Source organism: Janthinobacterium sp. LM6 (assembly GCF_002002885.1).
GTDB lineage: Bacteria > Pseudomonadota > Gammaproteobacteria > Burkholderiales > Burkholderiaceae_D > Janthinobacterium > Janthinobacterium kumbetense.
Genome location: NZ_CP019510.1, coordinates 4863821 through 4884809, shown reverse-complemented (window position 1 = coordinate 4884809; position 20989 = coordinate 4863821). Strand labels below are relative to the sequence as shown.

The window sequence follows — 20989 nt, the reverse complement described above, 5'->3', positions numbered from 1 at the left end:
ACGGCGTTGTTCATGGGTATCGAGATCGAGCGTAAATTTCTGCTTGCCGGCGACGCCTGGCGCGGCCAGGGTCAGTCGGTCCTGCTGCGCCAGGGGTATTTGTCGTCCGCGCGCGAGCGCGTGGTGCGCGTGCGCATTGAAGGCGAGCAGGCGATGCTGACCATCAAGGGGGCGAACGTGGGCGCGACGCGCGGCGAGTGGGAGTATCCGATCCCGCTGGCCGACGCGGCCGAACTGCTCGACGGCCTGTGCGAACAGCCGCTGATCGAAAAGGTCCGCCACCGCATCGAGCACGCGGGCATGGTGTGGGAAGTCGACGAGTTCCTGGGCGCCAACGCGGGCCTGGTGGTGGCGGAGATCGAACTGGCCTCGGAAGACCAGCCGTTCGAGAAACCCGACTGGATTGGCGCGGAAGTGTCGGGCGATGCGCGCTACTACAACGCCAACTTGATCCGCCATCCGTTTTCACAGTGGTGATGTTGGCCACAGAAACTGGAAAATCATGGCATTCATCGTCAGATTGAATGCCGCGTGTGCCGCCATCGCTGGCCGTAGCGAAGCATGGCGGCGCCGCAGCCACGCGAACAGGCAGGCTGTCGCAAACATCAGCGTCACCCATACTGCTGCCGAGTCCGCATTTAGCGACAGGCCGGCAGCCGTCATGCTCAAGCCATGGTGGCACAGGTGTGCCAGGCCGAACAGCCCTGCTTCAATGCAGGTGCTGACGCGCACGGACAGTTTTTCCTCCAGCGCCTTTTGCAGCACGCCGCGAAAGAAAATCTCCTCGCCGATCGGACTGAAGATGCAGGCCGGCACGGTAATCATCAAGTGCAGCATCCAGACGTTCAGTCCGGCCGTGGGGGCCGTACGGCGAAAGCTGCTTGCTATGCTGACAAACCAGTTGTCCGGCGTGGTGCCATACAGCAGCATGCCCAGCGTAAAGCATAGAAGTGCGGCCGCCGCGCCGCAGGCCAGCGCCAGGGCATAGGGCGCCTTGCCCGAGGGCGCTTGCAAGCCGATGCTGCGCCGTCCGTGCGGCGACAGCAAGATCCATGGCAAGGCCGCCATCACGCAAAAACTCAGCGGCAGCATCCAGAACAAACTCAACGGACCCAGCGTGCCCATGACGCGCATGGCGATGAATGCGCTCGCCAGCAACATTGCCAGCATGGGGAACGACAGCGCCAGCAATGCTGGCCGCAGCGGAGAGAGCGAGGCTGGGCTGGAATTCATCGGCGGCCGGGGCAAAAAAAAGGCCGGAAGAAAGCTTCCGGCCCGATGCGTCATCAATTAATGGAAATGCTCGGTGCCTTGCGGCGTATCTTCCGGCATTTCCGCATGCGCCAGCTCGCCCACGGGGTCGGCAAACAGCGGTGCGCCGCAGTCGTCGCAGTATTCACCGACAAAACGTTCCGCATGGCGCTTGATCTGCGTCACGCCGGCGGCGTTCAGATGCTCGATAATCTCATCGACCGGTGTCTTTTGCTTGTCCAGCGCGGCGATGCCGACCTGGATCAGGCCTTCGATCGGCGTGCCATCCTCGTCTTCCTGGCCGTACAGGGGCCAGACGATGCCGTAGATGACGTCCGGCGCCTGGCGCAGGGTGAAGGCGATGCGGTACTCGTCCACTTGGCCATCGGCCGCTTCCTCGCCGAAGCCGGCGATGACGGCGCGCAATTCCGACGGCTCGATGGCCAGCGTGTGCGTCAGGTAGTGCACGGCGGCGCGCACGGAGACGGGACGGATCAGCTTGTCCGCTTCGCGGCAGGCCACGTAGTACGCTTCCGGCAGCAGCAGTTCCAGGCCGCAGCCCGGCAGCAGGCGGGCAATCGTCGGCGTCGCCTGCGTGCGCCATTGCTCCAGGGCGGCGCTGCGCTCCTTGATGAAGTCGGGCTGGCTGGCTGGCGTTTGCCAGCGGAACAGGGGGGCGCCGCTTGGGGCCACCACGGCCACCAGCAGGTAGCGCGTATCGGCCAGGAAGGGCGCCGTTTCCGCCTCTTTGCTCGAGGGCTTGACGGCCGTGCCTTTCAGAGCGGCCAGTGCCAGTTTTTGCGTCTTGGCATAGGTTTCGACGTGGCTGCGCGGCAACTGATCGATCGAATACAGGGTCGGCGCCATGGCCATCTTCGTGCCGTCTGCCAGCAGGTGGGCGGCGAAATGCGCCGACAGCACGCCGTGCGCGTCGCCGGCCATGGGGCCGGAGGCGATGGAAAAGCGCGTCCACGCGAGGATGGGCACGGCGACCAGCAGGGCGTCGTGGCGCACGTCTTCATGCGTGACGACGGTTGATTCGCTGACGGCTTCAACGCAGTCCATCAGCACGTCGTAGGCGTTCAAGTCTTCCTTGAACAGGCTGCCCAGGGTGTTGTCGATGGTGTCCTGGTGGCCGGTTTTGAGTAATTTCTGGAGCTGCGTATCCAGGCTGTGTTCCCAGGACCGCTCTTCGAGACGGCTGGCTGCCTGTACGATCGCCTGGGCAAAGGTGACCAGGCGCTGGCTGTCGGCAGTCAGTTTATGGGATGAATCTTTGGAAGGACGACGCATAGCGGGATAAGAGTCTCGGAAAGTGAAAAAAATGGATCAGTCAAACAATGATAAACCCTTATAACCGTATTGTAGAGGATTCAGCCGCACGCAATACGTAAGCTGTCCTTAGATCATGCCAATAGTCTGAATTTCAAGGAAAAACGGGGTGCCGGGACGAAAAAAAAGCGCCGGTCGGAACCGGCGCTTTTATCTTACCTCACAGCTGGGCTGATTACTCGGCCAGCAGTTGACGCAGCACGAATGGCAGGATACCGCCATGCTTGTAGTAGTCGACTTCGATCGGTGTATCGATGCGCAGCAGGACTTTGACTTCCTGGCTGGAGCCGTCGGCGCGGTGGATCACCAGGGTAGCCAGTTGCTGTGGCTTGATTTCGCCTTCGAGGCCTTTCAGGTCGAAGGTTTCATTGCCGGTGATGCCCAGCGTCTGCACGCTGTCGTCGCCGATGAATTGCAGCGGCAGCACGCCCATGCCCACCAGGTTCGAACGGTGGATGCGCTCGAACGAACGGGTGATCACGGCTTTCACGCCCAGCAGTTGGGTGCCCTTGGCTGCCCAGTCGCGCGACGAGCCCGTGCCGTACTCTTCGCCGCCGAAGACCATGGTTGGCGTGCCTTCAGCAACATATTTCATCGCTGCGTCGTAGATCGACATCTGTTCGCCGGAAGGCTGGTGGATCGTGATGCCGCCTTCGACCGCCGAACCGTCTGCCTTGGCAGGGATCATGCGGTTCTTGATGCGCACGTTGGCGAACGTGCCGCGCATCATGATTTCATGGTTGCCGCGGCGCGAGCCGTAGGAGTTGAAGTCCGCTTTCAGGACGCCGTTTTCCTTCAGCCACTTGCCTGCAGGACCGTTTTCCTGGATCGAGCCGGCTGGCGAGATGTGGTCGGTGGTGATGGAATCGCCGAACACGCCCAGTGCGCGCGCGCCTTCGATGCCGGTGGCCACTGCCGCTGGCGTCATCGAGAAGTTGTCGAAGAACGGTGGTTCCGCGATGTAGGTCGATTTCGGCCAGTTGTAGACTTGACCGGACACGGTGGTGACTTTTTCCCACAGCTTGCCTGGCGCGCCCTTGACGTCGGCGTAGTTGTCCTTGAACACCTTGGCGTTCATGGCGAACTTCATCATGGCCGAGACTTCAGCCGAGGTCGGCCAGATGTCGCCCAGGTAGATGTCCTTGCCGCCCTTGCCCTTGCCGACCGGTTCCGTCATCAGGTCGCGCGTCATGTTGCCGGCGATGGCGTAAGCGACGACCAGCGGTGGCGAAGCCAGGAAGTTCGAGCGGATGTTCGGGTGAATACGCGCTTCGAAGTTACGGTTGCCCGACAGCACGGCCGACGCGACGATGTCGTGCGTGGCGATGGCGGCGTTCAGCTCAGGCGTCAGGTCGCCCGCATTGCCGATACAGGTGGTGCAGCCGTAGGCGGTCACGCCGAAGCCCAGTTTTTCCAGGTATGGCAGCAGGCCGGCGGCCGTCAGGTACTCGGTCACGACGCGCGAGCCAGGGGCCAGCGATGTCTTGATGTGCGGAGCAACTTTCAGGCCGGCTTCCACGGCTTTCTTGGCCAGCAGGCCGGCAGCCAGCATCACGCTCGGGTTCGAGGTGTTGGTGCACGAGGTGATCGCGGCGATCAGCACGTCGCCGTTCGACACTTTCACGCCGTTCGTCGTTTCGTACACGGCAGCCAGGTCGGCCGGGTTCTTGTTGAAGCCGTTTTCGGTCGTTGGCTTGGCGAACAGCTCGGCGAAGTTCGCCTTGACGTTGCCGATTTCGATACGGTCTTGCGGACGTTTCGGGCCGGCCAGCGACGGAGCAACCGACGCCAGGTTCAGTTCCACCACGCGGGTGTAGTCGATGTCGCCGGCTTTTGGCACGCCGAACAGGTTTTGCGCCTTGAAGTAGCCTTCGAACGCGGCGATTTCAGCCTTGCTGCGGCCGGTGCCCTTGAAATAATCGATGGTTGCTTCGTCGACAGGGAAGAAGCCCATGGTCGCGCCGTATTCCGGTGCCATGTTGGCGATCGTCGCGCGGTCGGTCAGAGTCAGTGATTCCGTGCCTTCGCCGAAGAATTCGACGAACTTGCCGACGACTTTTTCTTTGCGCAGCAATTCGGTGATGGTCAGTACCAGGTCGGTGGCGGTGCAGCCTTCGCGCAGCGCGCCCGACAGGTTCACGCCGATGACGTCAGGCGTCAGGAAGTAGACCGGCTGGCCCAGCATGCCGGCTTCCGCCTCGATGCCGCCCACGCCCCAGCCGACCACGCCGATGCCGTTGATCATGGTGGTGTGCGAGTCGGTGCCGACCAGGGTGTCAGGGTAGTACACATCGCCGGCTTTCTTGCCTGCGTGGTGCACGCCGCGTGCCAGGTATTCCAGGTTGACCTGGTGGACGATGCCGAAGCCCGGCGGCACGACGCCGAAGGTGTCGAAGGCCTGCATGCCCCATTTCATGAACTGGTAGCGCTCGTTGTTACGCGAGAATTCCAGTTTCATGTTCAGGTCCAGCGCTTTCTTTTCGCGGTAGTGATCGATGGTCACCGAGTGGTCGACCACCAGGTCGACCGGCACCAGCGGTTCGATTTTCTTCGCGTTGATGCCCATCTTGGCGGCCACGTTGCGCATCGCTGCCAGGTCGGCCAGCAGCGGCACGCCGGTGAAATCCTGCAGCACGACGCGCGCCACTACGAACGGGATCTCGTCGGTGCGCTCGGCGGTCGGGCCCCAGCTCGCCAATTGCTTGACGTGTTCTTCGGTGACTTTTTTGCCGTCGCAGTTGCGCAATACCGATTCGAGCACGATACGAATCGACACTGGCAGGCGGGAGACATTGATGCCCAGGCTTTTTTCCAGCGCAGGCAGGGAGTACAGCTTGCCCTTCTTGCTATCCGAAATATTAAAGTCCTTGAGCGTGTTCAGAGTGTTGCGGGACATGACCTCTCCTTGTTGGGTATCGTCTATTTATTGATTATTCAAATTACAAAACATGACTGAGCCCCCGAAGAGGCCCTTGCTGCTCACATCAGCCGCCGGTCGCCGGCAACACGCCCAGCGATGGCGCGGCTTCCACCACTGCCGCCGGCTTGGCTTGCTCCGCATCCTTGCATTCATTGGCCAGCTGGCGGCCCTGCTTGGAATCGAGCAGCATGCCTTTGGCCGGGATGCCGATCCAGACGAGACCATACAAACGGTTCTCGAAGCGGTTGGCGCCGGTGGTGGTGCCAACGCGGCTCAGGCGGTGCAGGCGCTTCTTCCAGCGCAGGGCGATGTGTTTGTCGTCGGTCGCATTGGTGTAGATGGTAATTTTATTACCAAGTTCACAATTGAAATCGGTGGAAGCCGAGCCAGCGGTGTCCGGCTCGTCGGACTCTTCCTTGTCGGCGACCGACATGGCGAGCGGATGCGCTTCCTTGGCGGCGGCCTTGGTGGCCTTGGCCTTGGCCTTTGGCTTGGCCTTGACTGCCTTGGGATTTGCCTCTGCCGTGGCGGCGAAGCTGGCCGGCGCCAGCGTGAGGGTCATGGCGCCCAGCGCGACGCTGCAGGCAATTGCTAATTTGGAGAGGGACATCGTGTAATTCCTGTCAGTTTTCAGTGGTGCTGGAAGAGGGGGCGTTGAGTAATGCAGCGGCCGCCTCGGGCAGGCCGAGGCCTGCCAGTTTGGCGCGTTGCAAAACGGTCCAATAATATCGGTAGCTGGCGCGGTCGTGCAAGCGGCCATTTTGCGCAATCGGTCCCCAGTTGGCGCGCAGCGCTTCATTGAGGATGTTGCTGGCCTCGTTGACTTCGGACAGGCGCGGCGTGAAGGCCTTGATGATGGGCTTGATCTGGTCCGGGTGGATGCTCCACATGCGCGTATAGCCGAACTCGGCAGTAGCGCGCTGGGCATCATTCGCCACCACGGCCGAATCGCGCACGTCGGTCGTCACGTTGTGCGATGGCACCTTGCCGTGCGCGTGGCAGGCAGCCGCCACTTCGAGCTTGGCGCGCACCACCAGCGGGTGCGTAAACTGGCCCGGCGTGCGCATGGCGGCGGCGGGAATGGCGCCGTAGTGGGCCGAGACGAAATCCATGATGCCGAAGGACAGGCATTCGACCTGGGGCAGGGCGGCGATCGCATAGGCGTCGCGCAGCGCGCCATGCGTCTCGATCAGGATATGCACGGGCAGGTTGTCGCGGCCGGCGCGGCGCGCGTGCAGGTTGATCAGGTCGATGGCCAGCATGGCGTCCTGCACGCCGCCCACCTTGGGCACGGCGATGTAGGCCAGACGCGAGGCGGCGGTGCAGATGATTTCCACGTCGCGCGCGAAAAACGGGCTGTCGACGTCGTGCACGCGCACGCCGATGCGGTTGAACTGGTTCTCGTCGCTGGCCAGCAGGCCGGCGATCATCAGGGCGTGGGATTCTTCATTGCCGGCGCTGGCGCCGTCTTCGCAGTCGAACGTGATGTCGAACAGGGGGCCAAGCTCTTGTTGCAAAGCAATCGATTTACGCATCAGCTTTTCAGAGCCGGCGTAGTGGTCGCAAGCGGCGAGCAACAGCGGCTGGCGTTTGCCTTGGAATAAAACCTCGGAAGGGTGCATGCTTAAGGCATTTCTGCAGGTAAAAACTACTTGAGAAAACAGCCGCGCCGCGAATCTCGCAGGGCGGCCTTCTTGGCGGGCGGCGCTCAGGCCGCGCCGCCAATACTGGATTTACGCCAGCAGGTGTTTCACGCCTTCGCGCTCTTCGGTCAGTTCTTTCAGGGTCAGGTTGATGCGCTCTTGCGAGAAGGCATCGATTTCCAGACCTTGAACGATGGTGTACTCACCGTTGTCGGTGGTGACCGGGAAGCCGAACACGGTGCCTTCAGGAATGCCGTACGAGCCATCCGAAGGAACGCCCATGGTGGTCCACTTGCCGGCGGTGCCCAGCATCCAGTCATGGATGTGGTCAATGGCGGCGTTCGCTGCCGACGCTGCCGACGACAGGCCGCGCGCTTCGATGATGGCCGCGCCGCGCTTGCCGACGGTTGGCAGGAAGGTGTTGGCGTTCCATTCCTGGTCGTTGATCAGGTCCTTGACAGCCTTGCCGTTCACGGTGGCGAAGCGGTAGTCGGCGTACATCGTTGGCGAGTGGTTGCCCCAGACGGTCAGCTTTTCGATGTCTTTCACGGCGGTGCCGGTCTTGGCAGCGACTTGCGACAGCGCGCGGTTGTGGTCCAGGCGCAGCATGGCGGTGAAGTTTTTCGCCGGCAGCGATGGTGCCGATTTCATGGCGATGTAGGCGTTGGTGTTGGCAGGGTTGCCGACCACCAGCACTTTGACATTGCGCGAAGCGACGGCGTCGAGCGCCTTGCCTTGTACGGTGAAGATCTGGGCGTTCGCTTCCAGCAGGTCCTTGCGTTCCATGCCTGGGCCGCGTGGACGCGCGCCAACCAGTACGGCCACGTCGACATCCTTGAATGCCGTCAGCGGATCGGAGTGGGCGGTCATTTCCGTCAGCAGCGGGAATGCGCAATCGTCGATTTCCATCATCACGCCCTTGAGCGCCTTCTGGGCTTTTTCGTCCGGGATTTCAAGCAGTTGCAAGATGACAGGCTGGTCTTTGCCGAGCATGTCGCCATTGGCGATGCGGAACAACAGGGCGTAGCCGATCTGGCCGGCGGCGCCGGTCACTGCAACACGCATTGGGGTTTTAGCCATGATGAATCTCCAAAAATGGGAAAGAAAACGGGCTTGAAGCTGGGCTTACGCTTATCCGGAAAAACTATAATGATACCAAAACCGGCACGCGCCACCGAATTGCTGGCGTACGCTGCCGTCACGCTTGTGCTGCACGAGGCCAGAGTGGCTGGCCGACAACATAAAACGCTGGCTCACAAGTTTTATCGAGGGCAGTTTAGGCCTCCGATCTCTATCTGTCAATCCTATCTTATGTCTTATATAAGACAGATAACTACGTGTGTTTTACTGGACGCGGGCAGTGATTTGTGTTGAAATGTCGGACTATGAATTCCGCCTCGTCCAATCTGACCAACAATGCCACTGCTGCAAGCGGGGCGGTCAGTCCGACCGCGGGCACCCCGGCCACGCCTGTTGCCGCAGCGGCCAGCACCGCCGCCGCCCCTGTCGCCAGCGTCAATACCACTGCCACCACCGCCGTGCCCGCGCCTGCCGCGAATGCTTCGCCCACCTTCAGTCCCCTGTACCAGCAGATCAAGGCGCTCATCACGCAGAGCCTGCAATCGGGCGAATGGAAGCCGGGCGAACTGATTCCCAGCGAGGTCGAGCTGGCGGGCCGTTTCAAGGTCAGCCAGGGCACGGTGCGCAAGGCCATCGATGAACTGGCCGCCGAGAATCTCGTCATGCGCCGCCAGGGCAAGGGCACCTTCGTTTCCACCCACCATGAGGCGCGCGCGCATTTCCGCTTCCTGCGCCTGGTGCCGGACGAGGGCGTGCCGCATTATCCCGAAAGCAAGTTTATTGAGGTCAAGCGCGTGCGCGCGCCGGCCGACGTGGCGCGCCTGATGGACCTGAAGTCCGGCGACGCCGTGATCTTCATCAAGCGCGTGCAGTATTTCGACGGCGTGCCGACCATCGTCGAGGAATTGTGGCTGCCCGGCCTGATCTTCAAGGGCCTGACGGCCGAGCGCCTGGTGGAGTACAAGGGTCCCATGTATGGCCTGTTCGAAACGGAATTCGGCACGCGCATGATCCGCGCGTCCGAGCAGATCCGCGCCGTGTGCGCCGACGCGGGCGCCGCGCAATTGTTAAATATCGACCTCGGCACGCCCCTGCTCAGTTCCGAGCGCGTGTCGTTTACCTACGGCGACAAGCCGGTCGAACTGCGCCGGGGCCTGTACCTGACCAGTCGCCATCATTATCAGAATGAACTCAGCTGAAGCGGCGGGGCGCCCGTGGGCGTCCGGACAAGCAGCAAGGCTGAAGTGCATCGCTTGCAAGATGCCTGCCGCAAGGCGGGCAACGGAGACAACGGAAAGCGCAGCGACAGCATGGCCCGCCCCGGCGGGCCGTGTTTTGCCGGCGATTCTGTAATTAAATTACGTGAACTACGGAAAGTAGCGCGGTATTTTGTAGTAAAAAACCATTTTGGTTATATGTAACAATAGATATTGGTATGGGTTGCGAAAATCGGCGAAAATCGCGGCTTCAATATTTAGTTGAAATTCAAAGGGGAGGTTTTTGTTATGTCTGAAGCCGTAAGAGAAGTACCAAAAAAAGAACGGCCGCAATTCCGTAACATCCATGTTACCGAATTGTCGAACTACCGCATGGCGATCGGCGCCATCGTCTCGATCCTGCATCGTATCAGCGGCATCATCATTTTCGCCCTGCTGCCATGCATCCTGTACATGCTGGAACTGAGCCTGCGTTCCGAAATGTCCTACGCCTACTTCCAGGGCATCGCCTCGCACTGGTTCGTCAAGCTGATCACGCTGGGTCTGGTCTGGGCCTTCCTGCATCACTTCTGCGCCGGCATCCGCCACTTGCTCATGGACGTGCACGTCGCCGCCGAGAAAGAACCCGCGCGCAATACCGCCAAGTTCGTTCTGGTGATCAGCCTGGTACTGACCGCTCTGGTCGCTTTGAAACTGTTTGGAGTATTTTAATGGCAAACAATAACATCGGACCGAAACGCCTCGTCGTCGGCGCCCATTACGGCTTGCGCGACTGGCTGGCGCAACGCGTCACTGCCCTCGTCATGGTGGCCTACGTCGCCATCCTGCTGATCGCCTTCCTGACCGGCAGCAACTTCAGCTATGAAGGCTGGGCAGGATTGTTTGCACAGCAATGGTTCAAATTATTCAGCCTGGTGACGTTTGTCGCCCTGTTCTACCACGCATGGGTCGGCGTACGCAATATCTGGATGGACTACGTGAAAAGCGTTGGCCTCCGCATGACCCTGCAAATTGCCACCATGCTGTGGTTGATCGCTTGTGCCGGCTGGACGGTACAGATACTCTGGAGTGTGTAATCGTGGCAGCATATAAATCTGCAATCCCTACCCGCCGCTTTGATGCGGTAATCGTTGGCGCCGGCGGTTCCGGCATGCGCGCGTCGTTGCAGCTGGCTGAAGCCGGTCTGAACGTCGCTGTCCTGTCGAAAGTTTTCCCGACCCGTTCGCACACTGTTGCGGCGCAGGGCGGTATCGGCGCGTCGCTCGGCAACATGGCCGAAGACAACTGGTTCTGGCATATGTTCGACACCGTCAAGGGCGGCGACTATCTGGGCGACCAGGATGCCATCGAATTCATGTGCCGCGAAGCACCGAAGGTCGTGTACGAGCTGGAACACTTCGGCATGCCATTCGACCGCAACCCTGACGGCACCATCTATCAGCGTCCTTTCGGCGGCCACACGGCCCACTTCGGCGAAAAGCCGGTGCAGCGCGCTTGCGCGGCAGCCGACCGTACCGGTCACGCCCTGTTGCACACCCTGTACCAGCGCAACGTGCGCGCCCGTACGCACTTCTTCGTCGAATGGATGGCACTCGATCTGATCCGTGACGCCGACGGCGACGTGATCGGTGTTGTTGCGCTGGAAATGGAAACCGGCGAATGCATGATCCTGGAAGCAAAAACGACGGTCATGGCAACGGGCGGCGCAGGCCGTATCTTTGCCGCGTCGACCAATGCCTTCATCAACACCGGCGACGGCATGGGCATGGCGGCACGCGCCGGCCTGCCGCTGCAGGACATGGAATTCTGGCAGTTCCACCCGACCGGCGTGGCCGGCGCGGGCGTATTGATCACCGAAGGCGTGCGCGGCGAAGGCGGCATCCTGATCAATAGCGAAGGCGAGCGCTTCATGGAGCGCTATGCGCCAACCTTGAAGGATCTGGCGCCGCGCGACTTCGTTTCGCGTTCGATGGACCAGGAAATCAAGGAAGGCCGCGGCTGCGGTCCGAACAAGGACCACGTGATGCTGGACCTGCGCCATATCGGCGCCGATACCATCGCCAAGCGCCTGCCGTCGATCCTGGAAATCGGCCACAAGTTCGCCAACGTCGATGCCACCAAGGAACCGATTCCTGTCGTGCCGACGATTCACTACCAGATGGGCGGCATTCCGACGAACATCCACGGCCAGGTCGTCACCCCGACCGGTCCGGACAATTCGGCGAAAGTCGTCAACGGCCTGTACGCGATCGGCGAATGCGCCTGCGTCTCCGTGCACGGCGCCAACCGCCTGGGCACGAACTCGCTGCTCGACCTGGTGGTCTTCGGCCGCGCGGCCGGTAACCACATCGTCAACAGCGGCCTGAAAGCCAAGGAAAACAAGTCGTTGCCAGCCGACGCTGCCGATTTCGCCATGGGCCGCCTGGCGCGCCTGGAAAACTCGACCGGCACGGAAACCGTGCAGGGCGTGGCGAACGAGATTCGCGCCACCATGCAGAAGTACTGTGGCGTGTTCCGTACCGACGCGATGCTGGACCAGGGCGTGATCGAAATCATGAAGCTTGACGAGCGCCGCAAGCACGTCTCGTTCAAGGACAAATCGATGGTGTTCAACACGGCCCGCGTGGAAGCGCTGGAGCTGGACAACCTGATCGAAACGGCGAAAGCGACCATCGTCTCGGCAGCAGCCCGCAAGGAATCGCGCGGCGCGCACGCCCAGGACGACCATCCGCAACGTGACGACGACAACTGGATGAAGCACACTCTGTGGTATTCGGAAGGCAACCGACTGGAATACAAGCCAGTCGTGACCAAGCCGCTGACGGTTGATACCTTCAAACCGAAACCACGTACTTTCTAAGGCTATACCATGGCACGCACTCTTAAATTCAAAATCTACCGCTACGATCCTGACCAGGATGCCAAGCCGTACATGCAAGACCTGACGGTCGAACTGAAGGACACCGACAAGATGCTGCTCGATGCATTGCAGCGCATCAAGGCGGACGTCGATGACTCGCTGGCCCTGCGCCGCTCGTGCCGCGAAGGCGTGTGCGGTTCGGACGCGATGAACATCAACGGCAAGAACGGCCTGGCATGCACGACCAACCTGAACGAACTGTCGGAGCCTATCGTGCTGCGTCCGTTGCCAGGCTTGCCGGTCATCCGCGACCTGATCGTCGACATGACGCAATTTTTCAAGCAGTACGATTCGATCAAGCCTTTCCTGATCAACGATTCGATTCCGCCTGAAAAAGAACGCCTGCAGTCGCCGGAACAGCGCGAAGAACTCGATGGCCTGTACGAGTGCATCCTGTGCGCATGCTGCTCCACGTCGTGCCCGTCGTTCTGGTGGAATCCGGACAAGTTCGTCGGTCCTGCCGGCCTGCTGCAAGCCTACCGCTTCATCGCCGATTCGCGCGACGAAGCCACGGGTGCGCGTCTGGACAACCTGGAAGACCCGTACCGCCTGTTCCGCTGCCATTCGATCATGAACTGCGTCGACGTCTGCCCGAAAGGGTTGAACCCGAACAAGGCGATCGGCAAGATCAAGGAATTGATGGTCCGCCGCGCGATCTGATCCTCGTGATCGCGTCCGCCGGGCGCCGTTTGCGGGAAGAGGGTATCCTCTCTTGCCTGCAGGCGGCGCCTGCAAAGCAGCACCGTGCCGCGAGGCACACGTAAAGTGGTAAACCAAATGACAGAATCAATTTTGTCCTCGCATCAGGCCGACCCGGCCAACCGCGCCCGCCTGCGCTGGCGTTCACGCCGTGGCCTGCTGGAAAACGACATTATCCTGACCCGTTTTCTCGATGCGTATGAAACCGAATTGACCGATGAAGAAGTTGACGCGCTGACGCGTTTGCTGGATTTATCGGACAATGCGTTAATGGATCTGGTACTGGCCCGTAAAGAGCCGGAAGGCGAAGTCGATCTGCCGCATGTGCGCGCACTGCTGCAACGACTGCGCATTGCCTAGACGCCTGGGCGATATATTGCAAACGGTGCGAGTGGCGCGCTGTAGTACTGCCGAGTGCGGTGCGAATTGCAGCCAGAATTTTTGATTTTAATTTCGACTCACTCCCGAGAAGGAAGAGCCCATGAATATCTCTGACACAAAAGCTACCCTGTCGTTCTCCGATGGCAGCCCATCGCTTGAATTTCCAATCTACAAAGGCACGGTTGGCCCGGACGTCATCGACATCCGCAAACTGTACGCCGGTAGCGGCAAGTTCACCTACGACCCAGGCTTTATGTCGACGGCCGCCTGCAACTCGTCGATCACCTACATCGATGGCGACAAGGGCGAGCTGCTGTACCGTGGTTACCCGATCGAACAGTTGGCCGTCAACGCCGACTTCATGGAATCGTGCTACCTGCTGCTAAACGGCGAACTGCCGAACGCGGCGCAGAAAGCCAAGTTCGTCGACACCGTCACCAAGCACACGATGGTGCACGAACAGATGCAATTCTTCTTCCGTGGCTTCCGCCGCGATGCGCATCCGATGTCGGTCCTGGTGGGCACCGTCGGCGCGCTGGCATCGTTCTACCATGACTCGCTGGACATCAACGACCCGCGTCACCGCGAAGTGTCGGCCATCCGCCTGATCGCCAAGATGCCAACCCTGGTCGCCATGACCTACAAGTACTCGGTCGGCCAGCCGTTCGTGTACCCACGCAACGACCTGTCGTACAGCGCCAACTTCATGCACATGATGTTTGCCAATCCGTGCGAAGAGTACAAGGTCAACGACGTGCTGGTGCGCGCCCTGGACCGCATCCTGATCCTGCACGCGGACCACGAGCAGAACGCATCGACTTCGACCGTCCGTCTGGCCGGTTCGTCGGGCGCCAACCCGTTCGCCTGTATCGCTGCCGGTATCGCCTGCCTGTGGGGCCCTGCCCACGGCGGCGCCAACGAAGCGGCACTCAACATGCTGAAGGAAATCGGCACCGTCGAGAACATCCCTGCCTTCATCGCGCAAGTCAAGGACAAGAACTCGGGCGTCAAGCTGATGGGCTTTGGCCACCGCGTGTACAAGAACTTCGATCCACGCGCCAAGCTGATGCGTGAAACCTGCTACGAAGTGCTGCAAGAACTGGGTCTGCAAGACGACCCGCTGTTCAAGCTGGCGATGGAACTGGAAAAGATTGCGCTGAACGACGAATACTTCGTGTCGCGCAAACTGTACCCGAACGTCGACTTCTACTCGGGCATCGTGCAATCGGCGCTGGGCATCCCGGTATCGCTGTTCACCGGTATCTTCGCTATGGCCCGTACGATCGGCTGGATCGCCCAGTGGAACGAAATGATCGCCGACCCGGAACAAAAGATCGGCCGTCCGCGCCAGCTGTTCGTCGGTTCGACCACGCGCGAAGTACTGCCACTGGACAAGCGTTAATCCAGAGCGGTATCGAGCAAACAAAAAACGGGCTTCGGCCCGTTTTTTTATGCGCGCGGAAGATGCCCGGATCAGTCGAGCGCCGCCAGCAGCGACTGCAGGCACACGCTGCCGCCTTCGAGCGGCAGGCTGGCGCCCTCATGGATGTGCGGCAGGACGATACGGCGCGGCGCATTGTGCTTGAGGATGCCGCCCCAGTGGGCGACCCTGGCGCCGGCCTGGCGGCGGATCGCCTCGACCGTGGCGCCGCTGGCGAGGATGCGGGCATGCGGAAAGGCTTGCTGCAGCACGCCCAGGCCGAAATAGGCTTGCGGCTCGGCCGCGCTGATATAGATGGTGGTCAGGCGCTTGCCGCTGGCGGCGATGGTGTGCGCTAACTGCGCCGCATCGTCGCGCAGGAACTGGGTATTGACGAGGATGGCGTCGGCCACGCCGCTCAGCAGCAGCGAAGTGGACGGTGCGCGGCCCAGCACATCGAGGCGGAAGGTTTCCAGGGTGCGGGAGAGGCGGGCGGCGCATGGAAGCATATTATTCTTTCGATATTAGATACTCTTGTCGCATATTATCCTTTCGACCAGGGGAGACAAATAGGGTAGATTGCAATACTTAGTTGCATGAATCGGATGAATCAAGGGAGTACCCGCATGGACCGCATCACCGCCGCACAAGTATTCGTCGCCATCGCCGAGCGTGGCAGCATGGTCGCCGCCAGCGAGGCGCTCGACATGTCGCGCGCCATGGTGACGCGCTACCTGGCCGAGATGGAGCAGTGGGCGGGGGCGCGCCTGTTGCATCGCACCACGCGCCGTTTGAGCCTGACGGATGCGGGCGAAGCGACCCTGGCGCGCTGCCGGCAGATGCTGGAAGTGGCCGGCGCCATGGCCGTCACGTCGCCCGAAGGTCTCGACACGCCGCATGGCTTGTTGCGCATCACCTGCTCGCAATCGCTGGCGCAGACGGCGCTGGCCGGCGCAGTGACCGCTTACCTGCGGCGCTACCCGCGCGCCGCCGTCGACCTGCAGATGGAGAACCGCGCCGTCAACCTGGTGGAGCAGCGCATCGACCTGGCGATCCGCATTACGAACGCGCTCGAGCCAAACCTGATCGCGCGCCAGCTGGCCAGCTGCGCTTCGGTGGTGTGCGCCGCACCATCGTACCTGGCGGCGCACGGCACGCCGCGCCGGGCGGAAGACCTGGCCCTGCACAACTGTCTGACGTACACGTATTTCGGCAAGAGCCTGTGGCAGTTTACGCACGACGGGGAAGCGCTCACTGTCCCCGTCAGCGGCCGCCTGTCGGCGAATGAGTCGCTGGTCCTGCTGGTGGCCACGGTGGCGGGGGCGGGCATCGCCATGCAGCCGCGCTATTCGGCCGCGCCGCTGATCGCCAGCGGGCAGCTGGTGGAGCTCCTGCCCGCGTATCAGCCGCAGGACATGGGCATCTACGGCATCTACACCTCGCGCCAGCACATGTCGCCCCTGCTGCGCACCATGCTCGACTTCCTGGTCGAGTGGTTTGCCGGCGATCCCGATTGGCTGGCGGCCATCGCGGCGGCGCCGTTGCCGGGCAGACCAGTTGGGCGCAAGCGGCACGCCGGCAGGGCTGCGGATGTGCTGTAAGCGCAACAGTGACAGGCTTGCAAGCCCGGGAAAATCAGCAACACAGCTTACATTTGCTTGCCAAATAAAATTCAACTAGCGGTTGTTGCGTTACAATACCGCGTGCTATTCTAAATGACGGTATGCAGAATGCTGGTGCAATAAAAAAGCCCTTCCCCACAACTTGATGTGCAATCCGCTAACCGGTCAGGCCGTGTCGCGGAAGGTTAGATTAACCCGCTAATTCCTCGCGAAACGCGAAGAAAGGTGAGCAATATATGCAGCAATTAACGACCAACTCCTACCTGTTTGGTGGGAATGCTCCGTACGTGGAAGACCTGTACGAGGCGTATCTGAACAACCCAGGCTCGGTACCCGATAACTGGCGTTCCTACTTCGACGCGATGCAGCACGTGCCTGCCGTCGATGGCACCAACAAGCCTGACGTGGCGCATGCCTCCGTCGTCGCCTCGTTCGCCGAGCGCGCAAAAGCTGGTCCGATCCGCACAGTGACCGCTTCCTTCGATGCTGAAATGGGCCGCAAGCGCGTCGCCGCCACGCAGCTGATCGCCGCTTACCGCTACCTCGGGTCGCACTGGGCCAACCTGGATCCGCTGCAACGCCAGGAACGTCCGATGATCCCTGAGCTCGAGCCGAGCTTCTACGGTTTCACCGACGCGGACATGGACACCGTGTTCAACATCAGCAATACCTATTTTGGCCCCGAGACCGCCACCCTGCGCGATCTGCTGAACTATCTGCGCGATACCTACACGCGCTCGATCGGCGCCGAATTCATGTACATCTCCGACCCGGCCGAAAAGCGCTGGCTGCAAGAGAAACTGGAAGCGATCCGCTCCACCCCGAATTTCACCCCAGAGAAAAAAATCCACATCCTCGACCGCCTGACCGCGGCTGAAGGCCTGGAACGCTATCTGCACACCCGCTACGTGGGCCAGAAGCGCTTCTCCCTGGAAGGGGGCGAAACCTTCATCGCCTCGATGGATGAAACCATCCAGCGCGCCGGCGAAAAAGGCGTGCAGGAAATCGTTATCGGCATGGCCCACCGCGGCCGCCTGAACGTGCTGGTGAACACCCTGGGCAAGGCGCCGCAGGAACTGTTCGAAGAATTCGAAGGCAAGCATGGCGACGACCTGCCTGCCGGCGACGTGAAATACCATCAAGGCTTCTCGTCGGACATCTCCACCGCAGGCGGCCCGGTCCACCTGTCGCTGGCGTTCAACCCGTCGCACCTGGAAATCGTCAACCCTGTGGTCGAAGGTTCCGTCAAGGCCCGCATGGATCGCCGCGGCGACGCGCAGGGCGCGCAAGTGCTGCCGATCCTGGTGCACGGCGATGCCGCTTTCGCCGGCCAGGGCGTGGTCATGGAAACGCTGAATCTGGCGCAAACCCGTGGCTACCATACCGGCGGCACGGTGCATATCGTGATCAACAACCAGATCGGTTTCACCACCTCGGATCCGCGCGATGCCCGCTCGACCCTGTACTGCTCGGACGTCGTCAAGATGATCGAAGCACCGGTCCTGCACATCAACGCCGATGATCCGGAAGCCGTGGTGCTGGCGACGCAGATCGCGCTCGACTACCGCATGGAATTCAAGAAGGACATCGTCCTCGACATCATCTGCTACCGCAAGCTTGGCCACAACGAGCAAGATACGCCGGCACTGACGCAGCCACTGATGTACAAGAAGATCGGCCAGCATCCAGGCACCCGCAAGCTGTACGCGGACAAGCTGGTAGCGCAAGGCGTGATCCCTGCCGATGGCGGCGACAAGATGGTGGCCGCATTCCGCGACGCCATGGACGCCGGCAAGCATACCGTCGATCCGGTCATCTCGAACTTCAAGAACAAGTACGCCGTCGACTGGCTGCCGTTCCTGAACAAGAAATGGACCGATTCGGCCGACACCGCCGTGCCGATGACGGAACTGAAACGCCTGGCCACCCGCATCACCAGTGTGCCGGAAGACTTCAAGGTCCACTCGCTGGTTGAAAAAGTACTGGGCGACCGCGGCACCATGGGCCGTGGCGAAATGAACCTGGACTGGGGCATGGGCGAACACCTGGCCTACGCTTCGCTGGTATCGTCCGGCTACGCCATCCGCCTGACGGGCCAGGACGCCGGCCGCGGCACCTTCGTGCACCGTCACGCCGTCTTGCATGACCAAAACCGCGAGCGTTGGGATGCAGGCACCTACATTCCGCTGCAAAACGTGTCGGACAACCAGGCGCCGTTCACCGTCATCGACTCGGTGCTGTCCGAAGAAGCCGTACTGGCCTTCGAATACGGCTACTCGACCGCTGAACCGAACACCCTGACGATCTGGGAAGCCCAGTTCGGCGACTTCGCCAACGGCGCGCAAGTGGTTATCGACCAATTCATCAGCTCCGGCGAAGTGAAGTGGGGCCGCGCTTCCGGTCTGGTCATGATGCTGCCGCACGGTTACGAAGGCCAGGGTCCTGAGCACTCGTCCGCGCGTCCAGAGCGTTTCCTGCAGCTGTGCGCAGACAACAACATGCAAGTGGTGCAGCCGACGACGGCTTCGCAGATCTTCCATTTGCTGCGCCGCCAGATGGTGCGCCAGTTCCGCAAGCCGCTGGTCATCCTGACGCCGAAGTCGCTGTTGCGCAACAAGGATGCCGGTTCGCCGCTGACCGACCTGGCCAAGGGCGGTTTCCAGACCGTCATCGGCGAAGTCGACGACAAAATCGACGCCAAGAAAGTCAAGCGTGTGGTCGCCTGCTCGGGCAAGGTTTACTACGACCTGGTCAATGCACGCAAGACCCGCGGCCAGACCGACACGGCCATCGTGCGCCTGGAACAGCTGTATCCGTTCCCGCACAAGTCGTTCGCTGCTGAACTGAAGAAGTTCCCGAACCTGGTCGAAGTCGTCTGGGCGCAGGACGAGCCGCAAAATCAGGGCGCCTGGTTCCAGATCCAGCACAACATCTTCGAAGGCCTGGAATCGGGTCAGCGTCTGGCTTACGCCGGCCGTCCTGCTTCGGCGTCGCCTGCTGTCGGTTACTATGACAAGCACTACGCCCAGCAAAAAGATCTGCTGGAAACGGCATTCTCGAAGCTGAAGGGTTTTATCCTGACCAAGTAAGGATAACGGGCGCCGTGCGATGCGCATTGCGCCTGATCAAGATGATGACGGAGCGCCGCCCTTGCTACGCAGGGGCGGCGCCGCAATAACAAAATAAACGGAGTTTTACATGGCACAAATCGAAGTCAAAGTTCCCCAGTTGTCGGAATCGGTTGCAGAAGCGACCCTGCTGGCATGGCACAAGAAAGTCGGCGAAGCAGTTGCGCGCGACGAAAACATGATCGATATCGAAACCGATAAAGTGGTGCTGGAACTGCCGGCGCCCGCCGCTGGCGTGATCGTTCAAATTATCAAGGCTGACGGCGCTACCGTCGTCGCCGGCGAAGTCATCGCCATCATCGACACCGACGGCTCGGCCAAGGTCAGCCCGATGGAAGTGTCGGCCGTGCCTGTGCCAGCCCTGGCTGCCGCCGCACAAGACGCCGCTACCGCGTCCGCGCCAGCCGCTGCGACCAAAGGCGATGTCGCCATGCCTGCCGCCGCCAAGATCCTGTCCGAAAAAGGCCTGTCCGCTGGCGACGTCGCCGGTTCGGGCAAAGACGGCCGCGTGACCAAGGGCGACGCCCTGGCCGCTTCCGCCAAGCCAGCTGTCGCGCCGCTGGCGCCAGCCGCTGCTAAGCCAGCGCTGCAGCAAGTTGCCACGCCGTCGGCCGCCAGCCTGGGCGACCGCCCTGAAGAGCGCGTGCCGATGAGCCGCCTGCGCGCACGTATCGCCGAGCGCCTGCTGCAATCGCAATCGACGAACGCCATCCTGACCACGTTCAATGAAGTGAACATGCAGCCGGTCATCGACCTGCGCAATAAGTACAAGGACAAGTTCGAGAAAGAGCACGGCGTCAAGCTGGGCTTCATGTCCTTCTTCGTCAAGGCCGCCGTCGCCGCCCTGAAAAAGTACCCGATCATCAATGCCTCCGTTGACGGCAACGACATCGTCTACCACGGCTACTTCGACATCGGCATCGCTGTCGGTTCGCCGCGCGGCCTGGTCGTGCCTATCATCCGCAACGCGGACCAGCTGTCGATCGCCGACATCGAGAAAAAAATCGGTGAATTCGGCGCGAAAGCCAAGGAAGGCAAGCTGACCCTGGACGACCTGACGGGCGGCACGTTCTCGATCTCGAACGGCGGCACCTTCGGCTCCATGCTGTCGACCCCGATCATCAACCCGCCGCAATCGGCCATCCTGGGCGTGCATGCGACCAAGGACCGCGCCGTTGTCGAAAACGGCCAGATCGTGGTGCGTCCGATGAACTACCTGGCCATGTCCTACGACCACCGCATCATCGACGGCCGCGAAGCCGTCCTGGGCCTGGTGGCGATGAAAGAAGCGCTGGAAGATCCTGCACGCCTGCTGCTGGACCTGTAAGCACTGTAGTCCCCCGGCGTAGCCGCCGGGGCAATGTAGCTGATACCCC

General features: G+C 61.2%; 18 protein-coding genes. 11 read left to right on the top strand and 7 right to left on the bottom strand.

The genetic code is table 11. The features are described from left to right. Positions 1 to 12: 12 nt before the first annotated feature. The gene (locus BZG29_RS21465; RefSeq protein ID WP_077409221.1) at positions 13 to 477 is read left to right on the top strand and encodes a CYTH domain-containing protein; all 465 of its coding nucleotides are present in this window, start codon (positions 13 to 15) and stop codon (positions 475 to 477) included. On the opposite strand, the gene BZG29_RS21460 is transcribed toward BZG29_RS21465, so the two are convergent. From BZG29_RS21460 to BZG29_RS21435, 6 genes are all read right to left on the bottom strand, one after another. Next, the gene (locus BZG29_RS21460) at positions 466 to 1233 is read right to left on the bottom strand and encodes a CPBP family intramembrane glutamic endopeptidase (protein ID WP_171985082.1); all 768 of its coding nucleotides are present in this window, start codon (positions 1231 to 1233) and stop codon (positions 466 to 468) included. The two genes, BZG29_RS21465 and BZG29_RS21460, sit on opposite strands and share 12 nt — an antisense overlap. Before the next feature lie 57 nt (positions 1234 to 1290). Continuing rightward, entirely contained in the window at positions 1291 to 2544 is a 1254-nt protein-coding gene (locus tag BZG29_RS21455) for a DUF2863 family protein (protein WP_077407391.1), read from the bottom strand. 214 nt (positions 2545 to 2758) lie between these two features. Further along, on the bottom strand, positions 2759 to 5479 hold the full coding sequence (gene acnA, locus BZG29_RS21450) for an aconitate hydratase AcnA (protein ID WP_077407388.1): 2721 nt from the start codon (positions 5477 to 5479) through the stop codon (positions 2759 to 2761). 88 nt (positions 5480 to 5567) lie between these two features. Beyond that, positions 5568 to 6113, bottom strand: a complete 546-nt coding sequence (locus BZG29_RS21445) for a hypothetical protein (RefSeq protein ID WP_077407384.1) — start codon at positions 6111 to 6113, stop codon at positions 5568 to 5570. Between the two features lie 13 nt (positions 6114 to 6126). Beyond that, a complete protein-coding gene (locus BZG29_RS21440; RefSeq protein ID WP_034789112.1) occupies positions 6127 to 7125 on the bottom strand; it encodes an aldolase/citrate lyase family protein in 999 nt (332 codons plus the stop codon). A 111-nt stretch (positions 7126 to 7236) separates the two neighbouring features. Beyond that, complete coding sequence (locus tag BZG29_RS21435) at positions 7237 to 8226, bottom strand: malate dehydrogenase (protein ID WP_034789110.1); 990 nt, start codon at positions 8224 to 8226, stop codon at positions 7237 to 7239. A 305-nt stretch (positions 8227 to 8531) separates the two neighbouring features. Between BZG29_RS21435 and BZG29_RS21430 the strand changes: the two genes are divergently transcribed. From BZG29_RS21430 to gltA, 7 genes are all read left to right on the top strand, one after another. Further along, a complete protein-coding gene (locus BZG29_RS21430; protein ID WP_077407381.1) occupies positions 8532 to 9425 on the top strand; it encodes a GntR family transcriptional regulator in 894 nt (297 codons plus the stop codon). 306 nt (positions 9426 to 9731) lie between these two features. Beyond that, positions 9732 to 10154, top strand: a complete 423-nt coding sequence (gene sdhC / locus BZG29_RS21425; RefSeq protein WP_034789105.1) for a succinate dehydrogenase, cytochrome b556 subunit — start codon at positions 9732 to 9734, stop codon at positions 10152 to 10154. Further along, positions 10154 to 10519, top strand: coding sequence for a succinate dehydrogenase, hydrophobic membrane anchor protein (gene sdhD, locus BZG29_RS21420; protein WP_034789102.1), 366 nt, complete (start codon positions 10154 to 10156; stop codon positions 10517 to 10519). The genes sdhC and sdhD overlap by 1 nt, the downstream gene beginning before the upstream one ends. A gap of 2 nt (positions 10520 to 10521) precedes the next feature. Beyond that, positions 10522 to 12303, top strand: a complete 1782-nt coding sequence (sdhA, locus tag BZG29_RS21415; RefSeq protein ID WP_077407378.1) for a succinate dehydrogenase flavoprotein subunit — start codon at positions 10522 to 10524, stop codon at positions 12301 to 12303. A gap of 9 nt (positions 12304 to 12312) precedes the next feature. Continuing rightward, complete coding sequence (locus tag BZG29_RS21410; protein ID WP_034752075.1) at positions 12313 to 13023, top strand: succinate dehydrogenase iron-sulfur subunit; 711 nt, start codon at positions 12313 to 12315, stop codon at positions 13021 to 13023. 117 nt (positions 13024 to 13140) lie between these two features. Further along, complete coding sequence (locus BZG29_RS21405; protein ID WP_034752073.1) at positions 13141 to 13422, top strand: succinate dehydrogenase assembly factor 2; 282 nt, start codon at positions 13141 to 13143, stop codon at positions 13420 to 13422. Between the two features lie 121 nt (positions 13423 to 13543). After that, positions 13544 to 14845: a citrate synthase gene (gene gltA, locus BZG29_RS21400; protein WP_034752071.1), complete on the top strand. Its 1302-nt coding sequence runs from the start codon at positions 13544 to 13546 to the stop codon at positions 14843 to 14845. A gap of 71 nt (positions 14846 to 14916) precedes the next feature. Here gltA and BZG29_RS21395 read toward each other — a convergent pair whose 3' ends face one another. After that, a complete protein-coding gene (locus tag BZG29_RS21395) occupies positions 14917 to 15372 on the bottom strand; it encodes a hypothetical protein (protein ID WP_077407374.1) in 456 nt (151 codons plus the stop codon). A 117-nt stretch (positions 15373 to 15489) separates the two neighbouring features. Here BZG29_RS21395 and BZG29_RS21390 point away from each other — a divergent pair, with 117 nt between their 5' ends. The 3 genes from BZG29_RS21390 to odhB all read left to right on the top strand — a co-directional run bounded on the left by BZG29_RS21390 (position 15490) and on the right by odhB (position 20940). Continuing rightward, positions 15490 to 16464 carry a LysR family transcriptional regulator gene (locus tag BZG29_RS21390; protein ID WP_077407371.1) on the top strand — a complete coding sequence of 325 codons (975 nt, stop codon included), beginning with the start codon at positions 15490 to 15492 and terminating at the stop codon, positions 16462 to 16464. 257 nt (positions 16465 to 16721) lie between these two features. Beyond that, positions 16722 to 19574 (top strand): 2-oxoglutarate dehydrogenase E1 component, encoded by a 2853-nt coding sequence (locus BZG29_RS21385; RefSeq protein ID WP_077407368.1) that lies wholly within the window; start codon positions 16722 to 16724, stop codon positions 19572 to 19574. A gap of 109 nt (positions 19575 to 19683) precedes the next feature. Continuing rightward, positions 19684 to 20940, top strand: a complete 1257-nt coding sequence (gene odhB / locus BZG29_RS21380; protein ID WP_077407365.1) for a 2-oxoglutarate dehydrogenase complex dihydrolipoyllysine-residue succinyltransferase — start codon at positions 19684 to 19686, stop codon at positions 20938 to 20940. The last annotated feature ends 49 nt before the right edge of the window (positions 20941 to 20989 follow it).